This window comes from Caballeronia sp. GAWG1-5s-s (assembly GCF_023631445.1).
In the GTDB taxonomy this organism is placed as follows: Bacteria; Pseudomonadota; Gammaproteobacteria; order Burkholderiales; family Burkholderiaceae; genus Caballeronia.
Genome location: NZ_JALQDC010000003.1, coordinates 696,184 through 716,246, shown reverse-complemented (window position 1 = coordinate 716,246; position 20,063 = coordinate 696,184). Strand labels below are relative to the sequence as shown.

22 protein-coding genes are annotated in these 20,063 nt (G+C 64.5%); 13 read left to right on the top strand and 9 right to left on the bottom strand.

The window, feature by feature from the left end; translation table 11 throughout:
• Positions 1-36 precede the first annotated feature (36 nt).
• From NCR34_RS05715 to NCR34_RS05685, 7 genes are all read left to right on the top strand, one after another.
• Positions 37-1,560, top strand: coding sequence for a fumarate hydratase (locus tag NCR34_RS05715; protein ID WP_250499236.1), 1,524 nt, complete (start codon positions 37-39; stop codon positions 1,558-1,560).
• A 211-nt stretch (positions 1,561-1,771) separates the two neighbouring features.
• Positions 1,772-2,245, top strand: coding sequence for a bacterioferritin (bfr, locus tag NCR34_RS05710; RefSeq protein ID WP_175940014.1), 474 nt, complete (start codon positions 1,772-1,774; stop codon positions 2,243-2,245).
• A gap of 22 nt (positions 2,246-2,267) precedes the next feature.
• Positions 2,268-3,122 (top strand): glutamate racemase, encoded by an 855-nt coding sequence (murI, locus tag NCR34_RS05705; RefSeq protein ID WP_250499235.1) that lies wholly within the window; start codon positions 2,268-2,270, stop codon positions 3,120-3,122.
• 192 nt (positions 3,123-3,314) lie between these two features.
• Positions 3,315-3,539 (top strand): (2Fe-2S)-binding protein, encoded by a 225-nt coding sequence (locus tag NCR34_RS05700; protein ID WP_250499234.1) that lies wholly within the window; start codon positions 3,315-3,317, stop codon positions 3,537-3,539.
• 233 nt (positions 3,540-3,772) lie between these two features.
• Positions 3,773-4,543 carry an energy transducer TonB gene (locus NCR34_RS05695; protein WP_250499233.1) on the top strand — a complete coding sequence of 257 codons (771 nt, stop codon included), beginning with the start codon at positions 3,773-3,775 and terminating at the stop codon, positions 4,541-4,543.
• A 28-nt stretch (positions 4,544-4,571) separates the two neighbouring features.
• A complete protein-coding gene (locus tag NCR34_RS05690) occupies positions 4,572-5,318 on the top strand; it encodes a MotA/TolQ/ExbB proton channel family protein (protein WP_175940010.1) in 747 nt (248 codons plus the stop codon).
• Positions 5,319-5,330: 12 nt separating this feature from the next.
• A complete protein-coding gene (locus NCR34_RS05685; RefSeq protein WP_248321880.1) occupies positions 5,331-5,753 on the top strand; it encodes an ExbD/TolR family protein in 423 nt (140 codons plus the stop codon).
• 323 nt (positions 5,754-6,076) lie between these two features.
• On the opposite strand, the gene NCR34_RS05680 is transcribed toward NCR34_RS05685, so the two are convergent.
• A complete protein-coding gene (locus NCR34_RS05680; protein ID WP_175940008.1) occupies positions 6,077-7,039 on the bottom strand; it encodes a LysR family transcriptional regulator in 963 nt (320 codons plus the stop codon).
• Positions 7,040-7,206: 167 nt separating this feature from the next.
• Between NCR34_RS05680 and NCR34_RS05675 the strand changes: the two genes are divergently transcribed.
• The 4 genes from NCR34_RS05675 to NCR34_RS05660 all read left to right on the top strand — a co-directional run bounded on the left by NCR34_RS05675 (position 7,207) and on the right by NCR34_RS05660 (position 9,529).
• On the top strand, positions 7,207-8,073 hold the full coding sequence (locus NCR34_RS05675) for a pirin family protein (protein WP_250499232.1): 867 nt from the start codon (positions 7,207-7,209) through the stop codon (positions 8,071-8,073).
• Positions 8,074-8,222: 149 nt separating this feature from the next.
• Complete coding sequence (locus NCR34_RS05670) at positions 8,223-8,630, top strand: OsmC family protein (protein WP_250499231.1); 408 nt, start codon at positions 8,223-8,225, stop codon at positions 8,628-8,630.
• A 33-nt stretch (positions 8,631-8,663) separates the two neighbouring features.
• Entirely contained in the window at positions 8,664-9,152 is a 489-nt protein-coding gene (locus NCR34_RS05665; protein WP_244848375.1) for an SRPBCC family protein, read from the top strand.
• Between the two features lie 131 nt (positions 9,153-9,283).
• The gene (locus tag NCR34_RS05660) at positions 9,284-9,529 is read left to right on the top strand and encodes a hemin uptake protein HemP (protein ID WP_250499230.1); all 246 of its coding nucleotides are present in this window, start codon (positions 9,284-9,286) and stop codon (positions 9,527-9,529) included.
• Positions 9,530-9,761: 232 nt separating this feature from the next.
• On the opposite strand, the gene NCR34_RS05655 is transcribed toward NCR34_RS05660, so the two are convergent.
• The 6 genes from NCR34_RS05655 to uvrB all read right to left on the bottom strand — a co-directional run bounded on the left by NCR34_RS05655 (position 9,762) and on the right by uvrB (position 15,887).
• Positions 9,762-10,175 (bottom strand): GlcG/HbpS family heme-binding protein, encoded by a 414-nt coding sequence (locus NCR34_RS05655; RefSeq protein ID WP_206467936.1) that lies wholly within the window; start codon positions 10,173-10,175, stop codon positions 9,762-9,764.
• A 24-nt stretch (positions 10,176-10,199) separates the two neighbouring features.
• A complete protein-coding gene (locus NCR34_RS05650; protein WP_250499262.1) occupies positions 10,200-11,552 on the bottom strand; it encodes a 4Fe-4S binding protein in 1,353 nt (450 codons plus the stop codon).
• A gap of 71 nt (positions 11,553-11,623) precedes the next feature.
• Positions 11,624-12,475 carry an FTR1 family iron permease gene (locus tag NCR34_RS05645; protein ID WP_250499229.1) on the bottom strand — a complete coding sequence of 284 codons (852 nt, stop codon included), beginning with the start codon at positions 12,473-12,475 and terminating at the stop codon, positions 11,624-11,626.
• A gap of 72 nt (positions 12,476-12,547) precedes the next feature.
• On the bottom strand, positions 12,548-12,877 hold the full coding sequence (locus NCR34_RS05640) for a cupredoxin domain-containing protein (protein ID WP_175940001.1): 330 nt from the start codon (positions 12,875-12,877) through the stop codon (positions 12,548-12,550).
• Positions 12,878-12,955: 78 nt separating this feature from the next.
• Positions 12,956-13,501, bottom strand: a complete 546-nt coding sequence (locus NCR34_RS05635) for an iron transporter (protein ID WP_502800046.1) — start codon at positions 13,499-13,501, stop codon at positions 12,956-12,958.
• 289 nt (positions 13,502-13,790) lie between these two features.
• Positions 13,791-15,887 (bottom strand): excinuclease ABC subunit UvrB, encoded by a 2,097-nt coding sequence (uvrB, locus tag NCR34_RS05630; RefSeq protein ID WP_175939999.1) that lies wholly within the window; start codon positions 15,885-15,887, stop codon positions 13,791-13,793.
• 375 nt (positions 15,888-16,262) lie between these two features.
• Between uvrB and NCR34_RS05625 the strand changes: the two genes are divergently transcribed.
• Positions 16,263-17,462: an amino acid aminotransferase gene (locus NCR34_RS05625; protein WP_250499228.1), complete on the top strand. Its 1,200-nt coding sequence runs from the start codon at positions 16,263-16,265 to the stop codon at positions 17,460-17,462.
• A gap of 100 nt (positions 17,463-17,562) precedes the next feature.
• Here the strand turns inward: NCR34_RS05625 and NCR34_RS05620 are convergent, their stop codons facing one another.
• Entirely contained in the window at positions 17,563-17,781 is a 219-nt protein-coding gene (locus NCR34_RS05620; protein ID WP_175939997.1) for a hypothetical protein, read from the bottom strand.
• A 259-nt stretch (positions 17,782-18,040) separates the two neighbouring features.
• On the opposite strand from NCR34_RS05620, the gene NCR34_RS05615 reads away from it, so the two are divergent.
• Complete coding sequence (locus NCR34_RS05615; RefSeq protein ID WP_250499227.1) at positions 18,041-18,559, top strand: hypothetical protein; 519 nt, start codon at positions 18,041-18,043, stop codon at positions 18,557-18,559.
• 88 nt (positions 18,560-18,647) lie between these two features.
• On the opposite strand, the gene NCR34_RS05610 is transcribed toward NCR34_RS05615, so the two are convergent.
• Entirely contained in the window at positions 18,648-20,060 is a 1,413-nt protein-coding gene (locus tag NCR34_RS05610; protein WP_250499226.1) for a lactate utilization protein B, read from the bottom strand.
• Positions 20,061-20,063 lie beyond the last annotated feature (3 nt).

Here is a 20,063-nt window from a genome sequence, read left to right as displayed (position 1 = left end):
GAACGCACGCAGTCTTTCGTCCCCAGAGCCCAAGCCATGACCGTCATCAAGCAAGAAGACCTGATCCAGAGCATCGCCGATTCTCTGCAGTACATCAGCTACTACCATCCGCTCGACTATATTCAGGCGCTCGGCCGCGCCTATGAGCTGGAGCAAAGCCCCGCCGCGAAGGACGCCATCGCGCAGATCCTGACCAACAGCCGCATGTGCGCCGAAGGCAAGCGCCCGATCTGTCAGGACACGGGCATCGTCACGGTGTTCGTGAAGGTGGGCATGGACGTGCGATGGGACGGCGCGACGATGTCGGTCACCGACATGATCAACGAAGGCGTGCGCCGCGGCTATCTGAATCCGGACAACGTGCTGCGCGCGTCGATCGTGAGCCCGCCCGAAGGCGCGCGCAAGAACACGAAGGACAACACGCCGGCCGTGATCCACTACGAGATCGTGCCGGGCGACAAGGTCGACGTTCAGGTCGCGGCGAAGGGCGGCGGCTCGGAGAACAAGTCGAAATTCGCGATGCTCAATCCGTCGGATTCGATCGTCGACTGGGTGCTCAAGACCGTGCCGACGATGGGCGCCGGCTGGTGCCCGCCGGGCATGCTCGGCATCGGCATCGGCGGCACGGCGGAAAAGGCGATGGTGATGGCGAAGGAATCGCTGATGGACCCCATCGACATTCAGGACATCATCGCGCGCGGGCCGCAGGACTGGATCGAAGAACTGCGCGTCGAACTGCATGAGAAGGTGAACGCGCTCGGTATCGGCGCGCAGGGTCTCGGCGGCTTGTCGACCGTGCTCGACGTCAAGATCATGGCCGCGCCGACGCACGCGGCGAGCAAGCCCATCGCGATCATCCCGAACTGCGCGGCGACGCGCCACGCGCACTTCACGCTCGACGGCTCGGGCGCAGCCAAGCTCGACGCCCCGCCGCTCGACGCATGGCCGAAGGTCACGTGGCAGCCGAACACGGAGACGAGCAAGCGCGTCGACCTCAACACGCTGACGCCGGAAGAAGTCGCGTCGTGGAAGCCGGGCCAGACGCTCTTGCTCTCGGGCAAGATGCTGACGGGCCGCGACGCCGCGCACAAGCGCATCGCCGACATGCTCGCGAAGGGCGAGAAGCTGCCGGTCGATTTCACGAACCGCGTGATCTACTACGTCGGCCCGGTCGATCCGGTGCGCGACGAAGCGGTCGGCCCGGCAGGCCCGACGACGGCCACGCGCATGGACAAGTTCACGGAAATGATGCTCGCCCAGACCGGCCTCATCTCGATGATCGGCAAGGCCGAGCGCGGTCCGGTCGCCATCGAGGCGATTAAGAAGCACAAGGCCGCGTATCTGATGGCGGTCGGCGGCGCGGCGTATCTCGTGTCGAAGGCGATCCGCGAGGCCAAGGTGCTCGCGTTCGAAGACCTCGGCATGGAAGCCATCTACGAGTTCGACGTGAAGGACATGCCGGTGACGGTCGCGGTCGATTCGAACGGAACGTCGGTCCACAAGACCGGCCCCGCCGAATGGCAGGCGAAGATCGGCAAGATTCCGGTCGCGACGGCGTAAGCACGAGACGCGGACCGCGTCGCGCACGACCTGCGCGGCGCGGCCGGAAAGCCGGGCCGCGCGCCCGGCTTTTCTTTGCAAGCCGCATTCGCCGATAGAGCGTTCCATTCTCCATGTCGACCGCGACAAAAAATTCCCTCTCAACCTTGGCAGGCCCCAGTCACAAGGTTTATCTTTCCCCCATGCTCACACGCCCGGCACAAGGACACCTATGAAAGGCGACGCGAAAGTCATCGAATATCTGAACGCGCAGCTGAAGAACGAGCTGACCGCGATCAATCAATACTTCCTCCACGCCCGGATGTACAAGCACTGGGGCCTCGAGCAACTGAACAAGCACGAATACGACGAGTCCATCGGCGAGATGAAGCACGCCGACTGGCTGATCCAGCGCGTGTTCATGCTCGACGGCTTGCCGAACCTGCAGGACCTGCACAAGCTCCTGATCGGCGAAGAGACCAAGGAAATCATCGAGTGCGATCTGAAGCTCGAACAGATCTCGCAGTCCACCTGCAAGGAAGCTATCGCGTATTGCGAGTCCGTGCGGGACTACGTTTCGCGCGATATCTTCGACAAGATTCTGAACGACACCGAAGAGCATATCGACTGGCTCGAAACGCAACTGGATCTGATCGACAAGGTCGGCATCCAGAACTATCAGCAGAGCATGATGGGCGAGCAATAAGCCGTATTAGCCGTATTAACCGATGTCCGCTGTCGTCGCATCCTCCCTCGCCACGAACGCGCGCGCGCCGGCCGGCGCAGACGCACCCGTCGGCATCTTCGATTCCGGTCTGGGCGGTCTGTCCGTGTTGCGCGCGGTGCGCGCGCTGCTGCCGCACGAGCGGCTGATCTACGTGGCGGATTCGCTGCACGCGCCCTACGGCGAGCGGGACGACGCGTTCATCACCGGGCGCACCACGGCCATCGGCGAATGGCTCGTCGGACAGGGCGTGAAGGCGCTCGTCGTCGCATGCAACACGGCGACCGCGCGATCCATCGCGCACGTCCGCGAGCGGCTCTCGATTCCGCTCGTCGGTGTCGAGCCCGGCGTGAAGCCGGCCGCGGCGGTGTCAAAAACCGGCGTGGTCGGCGTGCTCGCCACGCAGGCGACGCTGCGAAGCGCGCGCTTTCAGTCGCTTCTTGACCGCTATGCCGGCAATTGCCGCTTCATCTGCCAGCCGGGGCACGGGCTGGTGCAGGCGGTGGAGCGGTGCGACACGTCATCGCCCGAACTCATGGCGCTGCTCGAAAGCTATCTCAGACCGATGCTCGACGCGGGCGCCGACACCCTCGTGCTCGGCTGCACGCACTACCCTTTTCTCGACCGCGCCATTCGAGAGATCGCGGGCGAGCGGCTGCATATCGTCGATACGAGCGTCGCGGTCGCGCGGCAACTCGAACGTCTGCTCGACGCGAGCGGACTCCGCAACGCCGATGCGTCGGTCGCAGCGACCCCGCTTTTCTATTCCACTGCCGACGGCGAACCGCAGCGGCAACTCGCCGCCTCGTTGCTGCAAATTCAGGCGAATGTGCGGCACGTCGATATTCCGACCGCTTAATCACCACACCGCGCGAGGGGTTCTTCCCTCGCCTCGCCGTCGCAGGTGGCTGCACCGCCCCGCCCCGCAAGGCTCCGCCAGAAAATCCGGCTGGCTCACGCACGCGGTTACAAAAATCGTCGCTCCTCGCTTGCCAAGCACGCGACACTGAATGATAATAATTCGCATTAACGGAAGCTATCGCGAACCATCATGATCGTCTGTGTCTGCAAGTCAGTGTCCGACAGAAAGATTCGCGCCGCCATCGCGGAGGGCGTCGATACGTTCGACGAGCTCCAGTTCGATCTCGGCGTCGCCATGTGCTGCGGGAAATGCGAAGAGAGCGTGCGCGATGTAATGGCGCAAAGCGGCGTCTGCGCCTCGCACTGCGGCGTGCAGGCAGCGCCGGTCACGTTCTACGAACGCCAGGCGGCCTGACACTTGCGCCATTCGGTCCTTCCGCGCCGGTAGTCAACCGGAGTACCTTCTGCAAGCCGTTCGGTCCGCGCCGGAGAGAACGATGGAATTGCTGATCGGTTTCGTGGCTACGCTGTTCATTTCGCTGCTGATATTTCGTCGATGACTTTGCCCTTCGTCTACGGGCCAGCTTATGTTCGCGATGTCAGTGTCAGGAGCCGTCAGGCAAGCAGACTCTCGAATAACGCCTAAGAATGCAGTCCCCGACCACGTCTCCTGCCGACTTTTCGCTTGCGCCGTCATCGCGCATCAATCCCCGCGTGGTCGCCGCGTGCTCGCTGGTGCTTGCGATTCATGCGGCGCTCCTCGGCGTCGCGCTGACGATGCGGCATGAAGCGCCGCCGCGCCCCGTCGAAGCCAAGGCGATCACCGCGCAGCTGATTAGCGAGACGCCGCAGCCCGCGCCCCAGCCGGTCGCCGTCCAGTCCCCGCCGACGCCCCAGCCGCCCAAACCCGTTCCGCAGCCGCCGAAACCCGTTCCGCAGCCGAAGATCAAGCCTAAAGCCGAGCCGAAGCCCGCGCCGATGCCGGTCACGCCGGCGCCGTCGCCGATTGCGGCGCCCGCGCCCGAGCCCACGCCGCCGGCTCCTCCCGCTCCGCCGCCGCCCGCCCCCGCGCCGGCCGCACCGGCGCCGGCCGCGCCCGCCGCGCCCGCCATCGGAAAGCCGACGATGGACCTCGCCGCGCCGAAGAACGTCGCGCGCCTGTCGTGCAATATCGCGCAGCCGGACTATCCTGCCATGTCGCGCCGCCGGGGCGAGACGGGTACGGCGCTGGTCAAGCTGACCGTCGGCCTGTCGGGCAAGATCGAAAACGTGACGCTGCAAAAAAGCAGCGGCTCCTCGCGCCTCGACGACGCCGCGCTCGACGCCGTTCGTTCCAGCGCGTGCACGCCCTACAAGGAGAACGGCGAGGCGATCCGCGCCACGGCCACCGTCCCGTTCGTCTTCAGCCTGAACGACTGACCGGTTTTTTCGAAACAAGGAAACAGCAATGCAAAACTACGGAATTGCGCACGTCTGGGCGCAGGGCGATTTCGTGACGCGCGGCATCGCGCTCGCGCTCGTCATCATGTCGGTGCTCTCCTGGACGGTGATCGTCGTGAAGGCGTGGAACGTCGTGCGGCTCAAGCGCCTGACGAAGAACGCGGAGCAGGCGTTCTGGCACTCGGACGATTTCAACGACGGCATCCAGAAGCTGGGCGCGCAGTCGTCGAGCGCAGCGGACAACCCGTTCCTCGCGCTCGCGCTCGCCGGCCAGGAAGCGGCGGACCACCACCACCAGACGCAGCCGCATCTGCACGATCGCATGGATGTCTCCGACTGGATCACGCGCTGCCTGAAGGACGTGATGGACGAAAGCGTCGGCCGCATGCAGGCGGGGCTCGCGGTGCTGGCGTCGATCGGCAGCACGTCGCCGTTCGTCGGACTGTTCGGCACGGTGTGGGGCATTTATCACGCGCTCCTGACCATCGGCGCGACGGGGCAAACGTCGATCGATCAGGTCGCCGGCCCGGTCGGCGAATCGCTCATCATGACCGCGTTCGGCCTCTTCGTCGCGATCCCGGCGGTGCTCGGCTACAACGCCCTCACCCGCGCGAACAAGAGCATCGTGACCAAGCTGAACCGCTTCGCGCACGGCCTCCACGCGTTCTTCGTCACGGGCTCGAAGCTGTCGTCGACCAAGCGCGCGACGACTGGGCAATCCGACAGCCTGCGTCTTGCGACGCGCGCAAGCTAAGCGGAGGTTCGCATGGCCATGAGCCCTTTCGCCGGCGACGAAGACGACGGCATGATGAGCGAGATCAACATGACGCCGCTCGTCGACGTCATGCTCGTTCTCCTCATCATTTTTCTGGTGACCATTCCCGCGATGCATCACGCGGTCAAGATCGACTTGCCGCACGCGAGCAGCCAGCCGCAGGACGAAAAGCCCGCGCATGTGGACGTCGCGATTCAGGCCGACGGCACGATTCTCTGGAACGACCAGAAGATCGACGACGCAGCGCTCGACGCGCGTATCGCGCAGGCGTCGAAAGAAACGCCGCAGCCGGAACTGCACTTGCGCGCGGATCGCAAGGTGCCGTATGAGCGCGTCGCCGATGTGATGTCCGCCGCGCAGGCGGGCGGCTTGTCGAAGATCGGTTTCGTGACGCAGCCGAAAAGCGCCAAGTAAGCGGCCGGCAACGCGCGACAAAGCAAAAGGCCTTCATCGTCGGATGAAGGCCTTTTTTCTTGCGCACTCGGCGCATTCGGGCGAGACGATTACTTCGGGCTCGAATACCCTGAGCCGCCAGAACCGTCACATGCGGCAGCCGTGGTCGACACGGACAGCGCGATCAGCCCTATCAGGCTAACTATCAGAGTAGCCGTCAGTTTTCGCATAAGAAGCTCCTTAGCGAAAGAGACCTCAATATAACGCCGCCGATTTTGCCGTACAAGATTCCGCGCGATTGAATCTCTGCATCGCAAACGCGTGCTTCAATGTCTGAAGCGATGCTAAACCGTCTCCTGCTCGGCAGGCTCGATGACCGGACATTCGCCGGGAAAGCGCTTGCCGTCGTCGATGCATTCGACGAGAAAATCGACGAACGCGCGAATAGCCGGGACCATGCCCTGCCGCGACAGGAACACGGCGTAGAGCTGCGGCGTCGGAAAGGTCCAGCCGGGCATCACGGGCGAGAGCTGCCCGCTTCTAAGCGGCGCGCCGTACATCATCTCGGGCAACGCCGCGATGCCGACGCCGCGCATGACGGCTTCGCGAATCATCGAGAGGTCGGCCGTCACGAGCCGCGGTTCGTGCTCGAACTCGTGACGCGTGCCGTCGGGCGCGATGAGGCGATACACGTGCCGCCCGTCCGCCGATGGCATGTCGAGCGTGTCGTATTGCGCGAGGTCCGCGACGCTCATCGGCGGCGCATTGGGCTTGAGCAGCGAGGGCGCGGCAACCAGCATCTGCTGCGTGCGCCACAGCGGCCGCGCAACGACGTTCGAGCTCGCGGGCGGCTCGGAGCGCACGCGCAGCGCGACGTCGATGGCGTCCTCGAAGAGATCCACGACGCGGTTCGTCACGCGCAACACGACGCGCACTTCCGGGTAGCGATGCATGAAGTCGGGCATGACGGCCGCGAGGAAGGTCTGCGCGATGGTCACGGGCACGCTCACGCGCACGGTGCCGCGCGGCGAATCGCGCAGGCTCTGCACCACATTGACGGCGGCCTGCGCCTCGGCGAGCATCGCCTGGCAGTGCTGGTAGAACAGTTGTCCTGCTTCGGTGAGCGCGAGCTTGCGCGTGGAACGCTGCAAGAGCCGCACGCCGAGCGATGCCTCCAGTTCCGACACGCGCCGCGACAGCCGCGACTTCGAAATGCCCAGCACGCGCTCGGCCGCGGAAAAACCGCCGTGTTCGACGACGTGCGAGAAGTACATCAGATCGTTGAGATCGTGCGAGTCGGATGTCATGGCGTGTGCGGCTCTGGCTGTTGTCGCCGGCGCGAGGCCGGTTTGTTTATCGCAGCAGGACAATCCATTGCGCTGCGGCGTCTTTTACCCACAAATACGGCTCATATAATAGCTTCGTGTTTCACATTTATCGCTATTCCCCTAATGGCGAAGCGAGGCAAAACATTATGAGCCGCACCATTTCGAGCATCATTCCCGCCATGCGCACCGTCGAAGGCGGCGGATTCGTCGTGCACCGCCCGTTTCCGACGCGCCTCCTGATGGACTTCGATCCGTTCCTGCTGCTCGACGAGATGGGCCCGGTCGACTACGCGCCCGGCGAGGCGAAAGGCGCGCCGGATCACCCGCATCGCGGCTTCGAAACGGTGACGTACATGCTCGAAGGCGAGTTCGGCCACAAGGATTCGGCCGGGCATTCCGGCACGCTGCGTCCGGGCGACGTGCAATGGATGACCGCCGGCGCGGGCGTCGTGCATAGCGAAATGCCGGGCGAAGCGTTCACTGAGCGCGGCGGCCGCGTGCACGGCCTGCAACTGTGGGTGAACCTGCCGAAACGCGACAAGATGATCGCGCCGCATTATCAGGAGATCCCGTCCGAGCGCATTCCCGTGGCGACGAGCGAGGACGGCAAGGTGCGCGTGAAGGTGATCGCGGGCGAAGCGCTCGGCGTGAAGGCCGCGATCGAAACGCGCACGCCCATCCTGTACCAGCACTTCTCGCTGCAACCGGGCGCCACCATCGAGCATCGCGTGCCGCCCGATTTCCGCGTGTTCGCGTACGGCCTCTCGGGCACCGCGCTGTACGGTCCGCAGCGCCAGCCGGTGCGCGCGCAGCAGATGATCATCTTCCGCGACGATGCCGATACGCTCACGCTCGCCGCAGGAGACGAGCCCGCCGAAGTGCTGCTGTTCGGCGGCGTGCCGCTGAAGGAGCCGGTCGTGCGCTACGGCCCGTTCGTGATGAACACGGAAGACGAGATTCGCCAGGCCGTGATCGACTTTCAGGCGGGCCGCATGGGCGCGATCGCGCACTGAGCGGGCGTATCGTAGTGTTGAAATAATGCGCGACGGCGCGGCAAGAACGGGTACATTGCGTCACAATGACCGTTCGGCCGGCGCCGTTTTTTCGCGCTCGTCTGTCGTCACGCTGTCCGCCCGTCATCGATAAATCCGAGGAAACGCGCATGTCCGCTCCCGTCGTGACCGCCACCATCGGCAGCGCCGATTACGAAACCCGCCTCGAAGACGGCACCCATACGTGGTTCGCCGACGAGCCGGCCAGTCTCGGCGGCGCGGATTCGGCGCCGCAGCCTTCGTCGCTCCTCCTGTCGAGCCTCGGCGCATGCACGTCCATCACGCTGCGCATGTACGCGAAGCGCAAGGGCTGGCCGCTCACGTCGCTGCGCGTCGAGCTGTCGATGAACACCACGGCGGAGGGCACCGTGATCGTCCGCCGCATCTCGCTCAACGGCCCGCTCGACGAAACGCAACGGGAACGTCTCTTGCAAATTGCCAATGCCTGCCCGATGCACAAGGTTCTCGTCGGTGCCATTCGCATCGACTCGGGGCTCGTTCCCGCCGAACCGGTGTGACCGGGCGTCACGAACGTCCAAGGAAACGTCGTCTTGAATTTCGAACACCTGATCCAGATTAACGATCCGACGAACCCGCTCGTCGACTCGCTGACGCGCGAGCAACTGTGGGAAGGCCTCGTGCTGCGCGCGGAGCAGCCGCAGCTTTTCGTGCTGGGCCTCGATAGTTGCGCAATCCTCTTCCGCGAAGGCGATGTGATGGAGCGCGAGCTGCACTACGGTCAGGCCGTGGTGCGAGACCGCGTGACGCTCGATCCGCACAACAGCGTGCGCTACGACATCCTGCCGACTGCGGAGCACGTCGGCGGCTCGCTCACGATGGCTATCGAGCAGCCCGACGCCATGCAGCTCTTCCTGCGCTTCACCTACAGCACGACGCTGCCCGAGAGCGAGAACTCCACGCCCGACGAACGGCAGACGCAGGAGATCGTGAAATCGGCGTATCGCGAGTCGGATATCGACACCGTGCGGCTCATTCGCCAGTACGCGCACGGGCGCACGGGCGAGAGTCCGCTGCACTGACGCGCGACGGATGAAGCGCGGCTATCGGAAGCCGCGTTCTCATCGGAAAGCCTTAGTTGCAAATAGGAATAGTTATCATTTACTATGGATCCAACAAATCAACGACGGCACTTTCCGACCGACACACGAACATGACCGACACGCCGCGATCCACCACGCTCAGGCTGCGCCGCCCGCTTGCTCGCGACGCGGCCATCACTCGCCCGAAGGCTCCGGCAGAAGCCACGGAGCGCGTGTCGGCGAACGATGCCAACGGCGAACGGTCGCTGCGCAGCGACGCGCTGCTGCAAGGCCGCAGCCATGTCGCCATCGTGCATAACGGGGAAACGTACCAATTGCGCGCGACGCGTCTGGGCAAGCTCATCCTGACGAAGTAGCGCGAAAGAACAGCAGGACGTACCGGGTATTGTGGGGACCACCTCGCCAAGAGGTGTTTGGCCTTAGCCAGCAAGGACGACTTGCACGCGAGAATTCAGACCCCTTCGTGCAAACATCAGCCAGTCGTCGGTAGCCAGCGAAGCCGTTTTTTTGCCGCACGCGAACGCTCGAACAAACGGCGCGCTCTCTCGCGAGAGCGCGCCGTTTTTCCATCTGCGATCAGCCGTGAATTCAGACGTTCTCGATCCCCAACGCCGCGATACCCGCGCGCGCAATCTGCGCGTCCTGATCCGACTTCACGCCCGAGACGCCGACCGCCCCGACGATATCCGTGCCGACGAAAATCGGCACGCCGCCTTCGAGCATCGCGGTCATCGGCGCGGAGAGGAACGCGGTGCGCCCCTGCTTGATGGTGTCTTCGTAGACCTTCGTCTCACGGCGGCCGAGCACGGCCGTGCGCGCCTTGCCCGTCGCCATTTCGACCGTGCTCGCGCCCGCTCCTTCCAGCCGATGCAGATGCAGCAGATGCCCGCCGTCATCGACGATGGCGATGGTCACGTTCCAGTTGTGATGCTTCGCGTGCGCCTCGGCGGCGGCGGCCATGGCTAACACGTCATCGTCGGTCAGTGCGGGTTTGGTTCTCACTTGGCGCGCCCTCGCGTGCTGGCGTTATCGGGAAAAGCCCCAGAACATCAGGTACCAGGCGCTGTCCACCACGGCCAGCGCCGCGATCAACGATATCATCGAAAGCAGCCGGGGACCAGGCGTCGACGCATAGCGCCCGGTCACGCGCCACGCGAGCCACGCGCTCCACACATTCGCGATGGCCAGCAGCGCGAGCCGCAGGTCCGCAACCCACCACAGCGGCACGTGCTCGGCGCGCAGAAGCGAAACCGTCGTCGCCGAGAGACCGAGGAACACGCCGACGCCCGCGATCGGAATCAGCGCGAGCGTCAGATGATGCACGCGCGTCGCGTTCAGCTTCCCGAGCATGCGCGCGCCCAATGCGATGAGCGCGAGCAACGTCGTGCCGTAGACGAGCGCCGTCGCGAGGATGTAGCCGATGACCATCGTGCCGTCGAGCCACGAAAAGACGTCGTTCTGATCCGGATAATGCGTGAACAGGAACCACGGCGCGTTGGTGTCGAGCGGCCAGAGGATGTTGTGATCGATCAGCCAGCCCGCGAAAAACTGCTTGAGATCGACGAACCACGTGCTTACCGTCCAGTGGAACGCGCCGATGGCAATGCCGAGCAGGCCGTAGAGAATCAGCGCCGTGTCCCAAGGATTCGCCGCCTTGTCGCCGAGCTTCACGACTTCCTCGGCGGGCGAGCGCCACGTCAGCGCGATCGCATCGCGATGGCCGCTGCAACGGCCGCACATGTGGCAGTCCGCGGCGCCCTTCATATTGCGCAGCGGCACGAGCGGCGCGCAGTTGATCGGAATGACGCGATGCCCGTGTTCGCCCTGCTTGTAAGAGCGGCGCCACGCGTCTTCGCTGACCTTGTAGTGGAACGGCGCGAGACGCGCGAGCAGCGAGAACACACCGTTGACCGGACACAGATACTTGCACCACACGCGCTTTTCGCGGCCGTACAGCAGGCCGATGATGATCGCCGCGACCGTCGATCCGCCGAGCACGAGCAGCACGGCCTTCGGATATTGATAGACGCTGACCATCTGGCCGTAGATGGTCGTGAGTCCGAACGCGACGAACGGCCAGCCGCCCCAGCGCATCCAGTGCGGAATCGCGCGCCCGCGGCCGAAGCGGCTCGCGAACTCGGTCAACGCGCCTTCGGGACACAGCACGCCGCACCACACGCGGCCGAGCATGACCATCGACAGCAGCACGAACGGCCACCAGATGCCCCAGAACACGAACTGCGCCGCGAGCGTCAGGTTGTTCCAGAGATGCGCGGAGCCGTCGGGCAGCGGAAGCACGGCCGGAACGATAATCAGAAACGCATACACGGCAACGACGACCCACTGAATTGCGCGGATCACGCTGCCGTGCCGTTGCATCCAGTGGCCGGCTTGCTGGAGCCGGCTCTGGGCTTGCGTATCGGGTTGCACGCTTTGTTGCATCGAGGAGCTCATGCCGGGCGTCCGGCCGCCTTCTGTTTCTGCGCCATCTGGCTATTCGAGCGGCGCAACAGGAGATAGATCACGATCCAGTACACCGCATACGCGACGATGTTCATCCCCGCCGGATGCGCGCGATACCCCGTGAGCGTCGCGACGAGCGAGCCGAAGGTGCTGGAGTCGTCGAGAATGGCCGACGTGTTCCACATCTGATTGACGATGACGGGCAGCACTTCCATGTCGATCAGCTTGTCGACGCCCGTCTCGAAGAGACCCGCCGCGAGGAACAGCAGCATGATCTCGGTCACGCGGAAGAATGCGCGCCACGAGAACACCTTGCCGCCGAGCTGAAGCACGTAGAAGGTGAGGAGCGCGAGCCCGAACCCGATGATGATGGCCGCATACTGCGAAGCCGCGACGTGCCCGGTTTGCCCGAAGCCGACGCCGTACAGGAACACGGCCGTTTCGCTGCCTTCACGCGCGATGGCGAGCGCGACGAGCAGCGCGATGCCCCACCAGTGGCCGTCCTGCGTGGTCTTTTGCAGCGACGTTTCCATGTCGCGTTTCAACGTGCGGCCGTGGCGCTTCATCCACAGCACCATCTGCACGATCAGCACGCACGCGATGAGCACCATCGCCGTCTGAAAGTAGTCTTGAGCATTGCCGGAGAGGACTTCGGTGAAGCCGATCAACGCTGCCCCGAGACCGACCGCCGCGAGCAAGCCCGCCACGACGCCGAACCACAGATAAGGCAGGCCGCGACGCGCCTGATGATCGCCGTTCTTGAGCCACGCGTACAGAATGCCGACGACGAGAAGCGCCTCGACGCTTTCCCGCCACACGATGAAAAGTACCTGCCCCATATCGAAACTCCCTGCCCGTTCTGCTGTATCGGCCGCGCGACGCCCCTGCTGAAGCGCCGCGCGGCTCAATCATCACTTCGCGACGATCACGCCTTGCGCCGTCTGATGAAAATCGTCGAAGAACTTGTACTCGCCCGGATCCAGCGGCGCGATTACCACGAACGAATCCGCGCCCGGCGCCAGCACTTTCTCTTTACGCAACTGCACGCTTTCGAACTCGGCCGCGCCCTTGCCCACGTTATGCACTTCGATCTTGATGCGCTGTCCCGCCGGCACCTCGATGCGCGCCGGGTTCAGCTTGCCGTCGTTCATTTCCAGCTTGAACGTCGGCAGATCGGCCGCGCTCGCCGTGCCGGCCAGCACGGACAACGCGAGCGCCACTGCCTGAATTTTCGAGTTCATTCTTTCTTCCCGAAGATGCACGCGCCCGCTTCATGCGACACGCCGGACGCGCAAAGCGAGCGAACTGCTCAAACCTGCTTAATAGCCGCCCTTCTTGCCGATGCCCGCGAACGGGAAGTCGTACTCCACCGTGAACGGCTTGAACCACGCGCCGACGCCCGTTTCCTTGTCGGTGTGACGCCCGAACGCCATGTGGCCCGTCTCCGACGGCGGCGCAATATGCAGCTTCAGGTGATACTTGCCCGGCCCGAACAGCTTGACGTTGTCGCCGTAGTGCGGGCCGTCGCTCGCGACCATCGGCATCAGGTCGCCCTTGATCGTCTGCGTCGTGCCGACCTTGCTCAGTTCGTACGTGACGTTGAGGTACGGCATCCAGTCGCCTTCCGCAAAACCCGTCGGATTGTTCTTGACCGCGTGAATGTCGGCTTCCAGATGGATGTCCGAATCCGATGCCTTGCGCATCATGCCTTCGGGCGCCATTGTGATCGGCTGAAGGTAGACGGCCCCCGTTTCCATGCCGCCTTCGATGTGCTGCTTGCCGATCGGATATTCGGCAGCCGAGGCCGCCATCATCGCCGTGAGACCAGCGGCGGCAACGAGGCCGCGCGTCAACGTTGAAACCATCAAACACACTCCTTTCTTGTTATCGGTCGGCGCGTGCGGCGTTGCTTCGCGCTGCCATGCCACGAGACGGCCGCATCGCCGTTTTTCCGTGCCCGGCCGGGCTGCGGCGTAACGTTAATGCGAACCATTCTCAATGTTTGTCAGTTTAGCATCGTTTGATGCGGCGAACAATTTGACGGAGTGAATGAGACTAATGCTGGTAAGGGTTTTCGGCTGTCGGGCGGCTTTCACGGACGGTCGCGATAGTCATGGAAGGCGGCGATTCCAGCCTCGCCGCCTTCCCCGACGCTCATTTGCCGCCGATTCCGCTCACGTGATCGCCCACGTTCGCGCCGAACACGCGCTGACGCAGGAGCGCCAATTGGTCGCGGGTCTGCGCCGCCTTTTCGAATTCGAGGTTCTTGGCGTGATCCATCATCTGCTTTTCGAGGCGCTTGATTTCCTTCGCGATCTGCTTCTCGCTCATGTCCTCGAACTTGGCGCGCGCCTGCGCTTCCTTCAGCTCGGCGCGCGCTTCGTCGGCGCTGTACACGCCGTCGATGATGTCCTTGATGCGCTTCTCGACGCCGCGCGGCGTGATGCCCATCGCCTGGTTATGCGCGATCTGCTTCGCGCGCCGCCGCTCGGTTTCGTCGATGGCGCGCTTCATCGAGTCGGTCATGTTGTCGGCATAGAGAATCGCCTTGCCGTTCACGTTCCGCGCGGCGCGGCCGATGGTCTGGATCAGCGAACGCTCGGCGCGCAAGAAGCCTTCCTTGTCGGCGTCGAGAATCGCGACGAGCGACACTTCCGGAATATCCAGCCCTTCGCGCAGCAAGTTGATGCCGACGAGCACATCGAAGGTGCCGAGCCGCAAATCGCGGATGATCTCGACGCGCTCGACCGTGTCGATGTCGCTATGCAGATAGCGCACCTTCACGCCGTGGTCCGAGAGGAATTCGGTCAGCTGTTCCGCCATGCGCTTGGTCAGCACGGTGACGAGCACGCGCTCCTGCGCGGCCACGCGCGCGTTGATCTCCGAAAGCACGTCGTCCACCTGCGAGCGCGCGGGCCGCACTTCGATTTCCGGATCGACGAGGCCCGTCGGGCGCACGAGCTGTTCGGCGACCTGCCCCGCCTTCTTCTGCTCGTAGTCGGCGGGCGTCGCCGAGACGAAGATCGCCTGACGCATCTTGCGCTCGAACTCGTTGAACTTGAGCGGCCGGTTATCGAGCGCGGACGGCATACGGAAGCCGTAATCGACGAGATTCTCCTTGCGCGCGCGGTCGCCGTTGTACATGCCGTTCAACTGGCCGATCAGCACGTGCGACTCGTCCAAAAGCATCAGCGCGTCGGGCGGCAAGTAATCGACGAGCGTCGGCGGCGGCTCGCCGGGCGCGGCGCCCGAGAAGTGCCGCGAATAGTTCTCGATGCCCTTGCAGAACCCGAGCTCCTGAAGCATTTCCAGGTCGAAACGCGTGCGCTGTTCGAGCCGCTGCGCCTCGACGAGCTTGCCCTCGCGGTGGAAGAACTCCAGCCGGTCGCGCAGTTCTTCCTTGATCGTCTCGATGGCGCGCATCACGGTGTCGCGCGGCGTCACGTAATGCGACGACGGATACACGGTGAAGCGCGGAATCTTGTTTCGCACGCGGCCGGTGAGCGGATCGAAGAGCTGCATCGCCTCGATCTCGTCGTCGAACAGCTCGACGCGGACCGCCATTTCCGCGTGTTCCGCCGGGAAGATGTCGATGGTGTCGCCGCGCACGCGGAACGTGCCGCGCTGAAAGTCGGCTTCGTTGCGGTTGTACTGCATCGCGATCAGCCGCGCGATGATGTCGCGCTGGCCGAGCTTGTCGCCCGTGCGCAGCGTCAAAATCATCTTGTGATATTCGGACGGATTGCCGATACCGTAGATCGCCGACACCGTCGCCACGATCACCACGTCGCGCCGCTCCAACAGGCTCTTGGTGGCCGAGAGCCGCATCTGTTCGATGTGCTCGTTGATCGACGAATCTTTCTCGATGAAAAGATCGCGCTGCGGCACGTACGCTTCCGGCTGGTAATAGTCGTAGTACGAGACGAAGTACTCGACCGCGTTGCGCGGGAAGAACTCGCGGAATTCCGCATACAACTGCGCGGCGAGCGTCTTGTTCGGCGCGAACACGATGGCCGGCCGGCCGAGCCGCGCGATGACGTTGGCCATCGTGAAGGTCTTGCCGGAGCCCGTGACGCCGAGCAGCGTCTGGAACGAGAGGCCGTCCTCGACGCCTTCGACGAGCGTCGCGATGGCGTCGGGCTGGTCGCCGGCGGGCGGATACGGTTGATAGAGCTGAAACGGCGAGCCGTCGAAGGTGACGAACTTCGACTCGTCTAGTGCGTCGGGCGCTTCGATGAGGGTATCGGACATGGGAAACGGAGTCTTCGCCGGGACAAACACTTATTCTAGCGGCTGCCGCAAAACTGGCGCTGCGCCCGGACGGGTGCGAAAAGGGCGTCGGAATGACGCGCATGAAAATGCACATTGGGCTCGTCCGGGCGATCTCAAGCGCTTTCTCGGCGCTCGCCGGGCGCCTTGCGGCCGAACCGGTAAAAAGCACGCGCGTTCTCGCCACTGCGCGCCGAAAAGATGCGACGGATTCGATACAATGTGCGACTGGGCTGAACGGCGCGCGAGCGTTTTCTGAACCGCGCACCGCCGTCGATGCCCACGCGCCGCATTCGTCGCCGCGCGACCGCCGTCCGCATTTGCCGCAGCCTGTCCTTTCCACACTGCCGATAGATCATGTCCCTTTTTTCTGCCGTCGAACTCGCCCCCCGCGACCCGATTCTGGGCCTCAACGAAGCCTTCAACGCCGATCCGCGCCCGACCAAAGTCAATCTCGGCGTCGGCGTGTACACGAATGAAGAAGGCAAGATTCCGCTGCTGCGCGCCGTGCGCGAGGCGGAAAAAGCTCGCGTCGAGGCTGCGCTGCCGCGTGGTTATCTGCCGATCGACGGCATCGCCGCGTATGACGCCGCCGTGCAGTCGCTCTTGCTCGGCAAGGAATCGCCGCTGATCGCAGACGGCCGCGTCGTCACGGCGCAGGCGCTCGGCGGCACGGGCGCGCTGAAGATCGGCGCGGACTTTCTGAAGCGCATGAACCCGAACGCGATCGTCGCGATCAGCGATCCGAGCTGGGAAAACCATCGCGCGCTGTTCGAAGGCGCGGGCTTCGAGGTCGTCAACTATCCGTACTACGACGCCGCGACGCACGGCGTGAACTTCGAAGGCATGCTGGCCGCGCTCAACGGCTATGCGGCGGGCACGATCGTCGTGCTGCACGCGTGCTGCCATAACCCGACGGGCGTCGATCTGACCGACGCGCAGTGGGCGCAGGTCGTCGACGTGGTGAAGGCGCGCAATCTCGTGCCGTTCCTCGATATTGCGTATCAGGGTTTCGGCGAGAGCATCGAGGCGGATGCCGCCGCCGTGCGCCTGTTCGCCGCGGCCGGACTGAACGTGTTCGTGTCGTCGTCGTTCTCGAAGTCGTTCTCGCTGTACGGCGAGCGCGTCGGCGCATTGAGCATCATCACCGCGAGCAAGGAAGAATCGGCGCGCGTGCTGTCGCAACTGAAGCGCGTGATCCGCACCAACTATTCGAACCCGCCGACTCACGGCGGCTCGATCGTCGCGGCCGTGCTGGCATCGCCCGAACTGCGTGCGACGTGGGAGCAGGAACTCGGCGAGATGCGCGATCGCATTCGCGCGATGCGCAACGGCCTCGTGCAGCGCCTGAAGGCGGCTGGCGTGGACCGTGACTTCTCGTTCGTCGACAAGCAGCGCGGCATGTTCTCGTACTCGGGGCTGACGGCCGCCCAGGTCGACCGCCTGCGCGAAGAGTTCGGCATCTACGCGGTGAGCACGGGTCGCATCTGCGTGGCTGCGCTGAACACGCGCAATCTCGATGTCGTCGCCAACGCGGTCGCCAGCGTGCTGAAGTAAGCGGCGTTATCGCGCGATCGCTCAAAACACAAATGGCGTCTTTCGCATGAAAGACGCCATTTTTTGTGCGCCGCGTGGACGGCCAGAGTGGCCGGAGCGGTCAGAGCGCGCGGGAAGCCGGGCCGACAGCGGGCGCCGCTTCGTCCGATTCGACAAGACCGTAGGAAATCGCGCGGGCCAATTCGGCGCTCACGCTCGCGACGCCCGGTTGCTTATGACGCACGGCGGCGGACTCGCGCTCCTGCGCGTGCATGCATACGGTCAGCGCGGCGAGCAACAACACCGCGAGAGGCCAGTAGGTCGATATTTTCTTTCTCATGGGACTACCTTCATTGGATGCCGGAGCGGGCAGATCGCCCACTTATCGACGCTGCGAATGGTACGGAATCGTCCATCTCTTAAAAAGCCGGCTATGAGCGAAAGTCCGTTGCGCGAAGGACAACAAGCAAGGCGCCGGCCCGACGCTTCGCCCGACGAAAAAGTGCAACGGCCGTCATAAAACCTTACAAAGTTCTTAGGGACATTGGCGTCAAGCTGATGTCTCATGAAACATGCTTGCAACGAAACGCTCAACGGTCATGAAAGTCGCTGGATTGCTTGTTTTCTCGTCTGCGCTGCTGCTCGGCGGCTGCGCAGCCTATCCTGACGGTCCCGCGTATGGCGGCTATCCCGCCCCGTACTACGGCGATCCGGGTTATGACGCGTACGGATACGGCGGCCCGGTGGTGCAGCCGGGCGTCGTGGTTCAGGGCGGCTACTACGGCGGCGGCGGCTATTACCGCGGCCCCGGACGCTATTGGGACGACGGCCCCGGCTGGCGCCACGCCCCTCCGCGCGGATGGAACGACGGCGGCCGCCACCACGGCGGTCCGCCGCCGGGTCACGAGGGACAGGCCGCCGGCGGTCCGCCCCAGCACGGCGGCGGTGGCAATCCCCAGGCGGGCGGCGCTCCGCATGGCGGCGGCGGTGGCCCGTTGCCGCAGGCAGTCGGCGGCGCGCGGCCACGGCCGCCACAACCCGCGCCTGCGGGCGGCCACGGCGAGCCCGGTCGAGGCGCAGCCGATCAACGCGGCTTCCTCGGGCGCATCGGCGGCTAGCGGGCACTGACCAAGCGCGAAATCGAAAAGGCCGCGCCGGTTCACGCGATCCGGCGCGGCCTTCTCTTTCGTGCGATGAGTCGATCGATTAGCCGATGTGCGACCGCTGCGCCTTATACAGCTCGCGGAACGTGCGGCCGACTGGCGCGGGCATATCGCGCGTGGCGGTCCACCCCGCGCCGAACGGCAAACGCGAGATCGCCTTCCGGCTGCCGCCCGCGCGTTCCAGCACGCGCACCATCAGTTTGGTCAGCAGCGCATACGCAGCAGGCCGCATCGCCAGATAACCCCACGCCGCGAGCGCCGCGCGTTCGGTCCACGGCCGCAGCCGCCGCTCCATCTGCTTTTCGCGCAACTTCCGAAGCAGGTCCGAGATCGGAATGCCCACCGGGCACACGCTGTTGCATTCGCCGCAGAGCGTCGCGGCTTGCGGCAGGTCCAGCGCCTTGTCGATGCCCACATACGCCGGCGTGAGCACCGACCCCATCGGCCCGGGATACACCCAGCCGTACGCGTGTCCCCCGACCTTCTGATAGACCGGGCAATGATTCATGCACGCGCCGCAGCGAATGCAGCGCAGCATCTCCTGGAAGTCGCCGCCGATGAGTCCCGTGCGCCCGCCGTCGACGAGCACGAAATACATATGCTCCGGCCCGTCCGTCTCGCCGGGCGCGCGCGGGCCGGTCAGCAGCGAGAAATAGTTCGAGATGGTCTGGCCGGTCGCCGAACGCGGCAGCAAGCGCAGGGCCGTGGCGAGATCTTCGAGCGTCGGCAGAATCTTTTCGATGCCCGTTACCGCGACGTGCACGCGCGGCATGACGGTGCACATGCCTTCGTTGCCTTCGTTCGTCACGACCGCGACCGATCCCGTCTCCGCGATCAGGAAGTTGCCGCCCGTCACGCCCATGTCCGCGGTCATGAAATGCGGCCGCAGCACTTCGCGCGCCTCGCGCGTCATCGCGGGTATCTCGGTCTGCCGCGGCCGCCCGTGCGTCTTCGCGAACAGGTCGGCGATCTCGTCCTTATCCTTGTGCACCACCGGCGCGATGATGTGGCTCGGCGGCTCGTTGTCGTTGATCTGCAGGATATATTCGCCGAGATCCGTCTCGATGGACTGCACGCCCATCTCGCCGAGCACGCGGTTGAGCTGCATCTCCTCGGACACCATCGACTTCGTCTTGATGACCTTCTTCACGCCATGCTCCCGCGCGATGTCGGCGACAAGACGCGCCGCGTCCGCCGTCGATTCGGCGTAGAGCACCGTCGCGCCGCGCCGTGTCGCCTCGCGCTCGAAGGTTTCGAGCCACACGTCGAGGTTCTCGAGCGCACGGTTGCGCCGTTCCTTGAGCGCCGCCCGCGTCGCGTCGAAGTCGATGTCGCGCACGGCGCTCGCCCGCGCGCTGACGAACTTGGTCGAGAGCTTGGTGAGATTTCGCTGAAGCCGCTCGTCGGCAAGCTTGCTGCCGGCGCGCGCCTTGAAGTGCATCGTCTGTACTTGCATGTG

Bases quoted from the DNA above. Each gene is read 5' to 3' on its own strand.
- NCR34_RS05670 (WP_250499231.1), top strand. From the start codon at position 8,223: ATGTCCGCTCCCGTCGTGACCGCCACCATCGGCAGCGCCGATTACGAA.
- NCR34_RS05700 (WP_250499234.1), top strand. From the start codon at position 3,315: ATGATCGTCTGTGTCTGCAAGTCAGTGTCCGACAGAAAGATTCGCGCC.
- NCR34_RS05695 (WP_250499233.1), top strand. From the start codon at position 3,773: ATGCAGTCCCCGACCACGTCTCCTGCCGACTTTTCGCTTGCGCCGTCA.
- NCR34_RS05690 (WP_175940010.1), top strand. From the start codon at position 4,572: ATGCAAAACTACGGAATTGCGCACGTCTGGGCGCAGGGCGATTTCGTG.
- uvrB (WP_175939999.1), bottom strand. From the start codon at position 15,887: ATGTCCGATACCCTCATCGAAGCGCCCGACGCACTAGACGAGTCGAAG.
- NCR34_RS05645 (WP_250499229.1), bottom strand. From the start codon at position 12,475: ATGGGGCAGGTACTTTTCATCGTGTGGCGGGAAAGCGTCGAGGCGCTT.
- murI (WP_250499235.1), top strand. From the start codon at position 2,268: ATGTCCGCTGTCGTCGCATCCTCCCTCGCCACGAACGCGCGCGCGCCG.
- NCR34_RS05675 (WP_250499232.1), top strand. From the start codon at position 7,207: ATGAGCCGCACCATTTCGAGCATCATTCCCGCCATGCGCACCGTCGAA.
- NCR34_RS05635 (WP_502800046.1), bottom strand. From the start codon at position 13,501: ATGGTTTCAACGTTGACGCGCGGCCTCGTTGCCGCCGCTGGTCTCACG.
- NCR34_RS05620 (WP_175939997.1), bottom strand. From the start codon at position 17,781: ATGAGAAAGAAAATATCGACCTACTGGCCTCTCGCGGTGTTGTTGCTC.
- NCR34_RS05715 (WP_250499236.1), top strand. From the start codon at position 37: ATGACCGTCATCAAGCAAGAAGACCTGATCCAGAGCATCGCCGATTCT.
- NCR34_RS05610 (WP_250499226.1), bottom strand. From the start codon at position 20,060: ATGCAAGTACAGACGATGCACTTCAAGGCGCGCGCCGGCAGCAAGCTT.
- NCR34_RS05650 (WP_250499262.1), bottom strand. From the start codon at position 11,552: ATGCAACGGCACGGCAGCGTGATCCGCGCAATTCAGTGGGTCGTCGTT.
- NCR34_RS05625 (WP_250499228.1), top strand. From the start codon at position 16,263: ATGTCCCTTTTTTCTGCCGTCGAACTCGCCCCCCGCGACCCGATTCTG.
- bfr (WP_175940014.1), top strand. From the start codon at position 1,772: ATGAAAGGCGACGCGAAAGTCATCGAATATCTGAACGCGCAGCTGAAG.
- NCR34_RS05660 (WP_250499230.1), top strand. From the start codon at position 9,284: ATGACCGACACGCCGCGATCCACCACGCTCAGGCTGCGCCGCCCGCTT.
- NCR34_RS05685 (WP_248321880.1), top strand. From the start codon at position 5,331: ATGGCCATGAGCCCTTTCGCCGGCGACGAAGACGACGGCATGATGAGC.
- NCR34_RS05640 (WP_175940001.1), bottom strand. From the start codon at position 12,877: ATGAACTCGAAAATTCAGGCAGTGGCGCTCGCGTTGTCCGTGCTGGCC.
- NCR34_RS05615 (WP_250499227.1), top strand. From the start codon at position 18,041: ATGAAAGTCGCTGGATTGCTTGTTTTCTCGTCTGCGCTGCTGCTCGGC.
- NCR34_RS05680 (WP_175940008.1), bottom strand. From the start codon at position 7,039: ATGACATCCGACTCGCACGATCTCAACGATCTGATGTACTTCTCGCAC.